Raw genomic sequence first — 2,139 nt, 5'->3', positions numbered from 1 at the left:
CACGTCCCACTCTTGACCGTTGTTTTTAATTTTAGGATTACCCTCTTCGTCCAAGTGGCAATGCTCTTTTAACAACTCTTGTTCTTGTTCCGCGACTTCCTTCAATCGTTCGTCTAAAGCTTTGATACACTTACTACGATGACGTGATTGTTTCCCTTTTAAAGGCAAATCAAAAAGCAGGTTGATTACCTGCCCTAGTTTTTCATTTATAATTTTTACTTGCATGTGTATTTCCTCCTTAAACTGTTTCTTCAAGTATTTGAATTCGTACTTTGTAGTAGATTTTATATTTCAAGATCATTGATTCTTTTATCGTAATCACTAGCTTTTGTCGAGTCGAAATCTCTTGTGTGTTAATTCCATTCCATCGGTCGTTGCTAATCGAAGGGCTATCCTCAGATATGAAGCCGACTTGTCGCATCATTTTCAAGATCGGTAATTAAGTCATATTCCACAACTTTTAATTGGTGAATCTCACCAAATATGTAATACCTTAATTTCCCCAATCTTCCCCTTGACTTAGTTTCATAATAATTGTCTATTCAGTCTTGGAATTCGATTAACCAGCTCAACAATCTCCGTTCTAGCCAATTCTACAATGGCTTCTGTTGATCCACTGTTCGCAAAAAACGCCTCAGATTCTACCACTACATAACCACTAATATTGATCTGACCGTTTGTGCTATTAAAAAGAATATGCACAACTTGCTCCCCTTCTTGATCTACAAATGAAACACTACTTAATCTAATCTCCAAGTTTTCTACCATTACTCATCATCTCCTTTTTCAAATTGATCACATAAATAATCGAAAATTTGTGCTTCTTGCCCGCGGAACTCTTTCTGGCAATCTAAAGTTGTTTCCTCCGTGTCCTGCATCCCATACGATTTTAGCCAATATTTATTCAATATCCTTTCGAGCTTTTGTATATTCCAATACTTGTTTCGAGTCATTGACTCCTGCTGTTGTTGGATCAGTAATAATTCCACCGGTTACCAAAACGACTAAAAGCAACTCAACAAGCGTTTGATAATCTCCAATATTCCAAAGTCCAAACTGTACCAACAAAAATCCAATTAACGCAAAAAGAGCCGTCCAAAATGGATAGCTCTGTAGTCTTATTTTCCAGTTAATATACAACAAAAAATCCTCCCTAACTTAATTTCAATGCTGCATAAAAAATCGCCACTGATCCACCGACCAGGGCGACGATAAATGAATTAGTAATAGCACGTCTTGTCCACTTGATATCATCTTTAATTTCTTGGATGCCTTCTTTTAAGTTCTTGATATCGTGACCATCTATTAGTTGCTGATCTTTCACTTCTTGGATTACCGTATCGTGATCGTCTAACCTTTTGTTTACTCGATCTTTCCAAACCTCCGTTGTCATTTAAAATCCCCCTTTTGACTTAGTTGCAAAATAATGATCTATTCAGTTGCAGGAACTCACTTAACCAACTCAACAAGCTCCATTCTCACTAACTCTGTGATTGCCTCTGTCGATCCGCTATTTGTGAAAAACGCCTCAGATCCGACTACTACATAACCACTGATGTTGATCTGGCCGTTTGTACTGCTGAAACGAATATGCACAACTTGCTCCCCATCTTGTTCTACAAATGAAACATTGCTCAATTTAATCTCCAAGTTTTCTACCATTATTCTTCATCTCCATTTCTAAAATTGTTTAAAATATTTTTTTGAAGCATACAGCCTCTCTTTACCTATTACCTATTTTTTCGGCAACTTGTGTTTTCAAATGATCTGGTACGCTTTCGAATTCCATCCAACCATACTTAATCGCAGTCACGTACATATCAACCATTATTTTTCATCCTCTTAATCTCATTTTCTAGTGAAGTGATTCGCGACATTGCAGTATCTAGCATTTTCGACATATGTTCGTCATGCTCAATGAGAAAAGAGATCAGATGCCCTATTGTCTCTGAATCATTTCTTAAATGATGGACAGGAGATTTATCTTTCTCACGTTGGATCATCTCTTCTAATTCTTCTTTTTTGAGGTATATAAATTATTTATTCGTCTGATTCATCAAATTGGTCACATAGATAATCGTAATTTTGTGCATCTTGTCCGCTGAATTCCTTCTCGCAATCGAACAAAACAGTTTTTAC

5 protein-coding genes and 1 pseudogene are annotated in these 2,139 nt (G+C 36.5%); all 6 read right to left on the bottom strand.

The annotated features are described in order from the left end of the window. Positions 1-225: pseudogene (locus tag AB1471_RS16795) on the bottom strand (DUF1617 family protein); the annotation flags it as partial. Positions 226-525: 300 nt separating this feature from the next. Beyond that, on the bottom strand, positions 526-768 hold the full coding sequence (locus AB1471_RS16790) for a hypothetical protein (protein WP_367780908.1): 243 nt from the start codon (positions 766-768) through the stop codon (positions 526-528). A gap of 132 nt (positions 769-900) precedes the next feature. After that, positions 901-1,140: a phage holin gene (locus AB1471_RS16785; RefSeq protein WP_367780907.1), complete on the bottom strand. Its 240-nt coding sequence runs from the start codon at positions 1,138-1,140 to the stop codon at positions 901-903. Between the two features lie 13 nt (positions 1,141-1,153). Continuing rightward, the gene (locus AB1471_RS16780; protein WP_367780906.1) at positions 1,154-1,393 is read right to left on the bottom strand and encodes a hemolysin XhlA family protein; all 240 of its coding nucleotides are present in this window, start codon (positions 1,391-1,393) and stop codon (positions 1,154-1,156) included. A 56-nt stretch (positions 1,394-1,449) separates the two neighbouring features. Next, positions 1,450-1,662, bottom strand: a complete 213-nt coding sequence (locus AB1471_RS16775; RefSeq protein ID WP_367780905.1) for a hypothetical protein — start codon at positions 1,660-1,662, stop codon at positions 1,450-1,452. A gap of 61 nt (positions 1,663-1,723) precedes the next feature. Continuing rightward, on the bottom strand, positions 1,724-1,828 hold the full coding sequence (locus AB1471_RS16770) for a CD1375 family protein (RefSeq protein ID WP_367780904.1): 105 nt from the start codon (positions 1,826-1,828) through the stop codon (positions 1,724-1,726). Positions 1,829-2,139 lie beyond the last annotated feature (311 nt).

This window comes from Jeotgalibacillus marinus, from assembly GCF_040801915.1.
Lineage (GTDB): Bacteria > Bacillota > Bacilli > Bacillales > Jeotgalibacillaceae > Jeotgalibacillus > Jeotgalibacillus marinus.
This window is presented reverse-complemented; position numbering and strand designations above follow the sequence as displayed.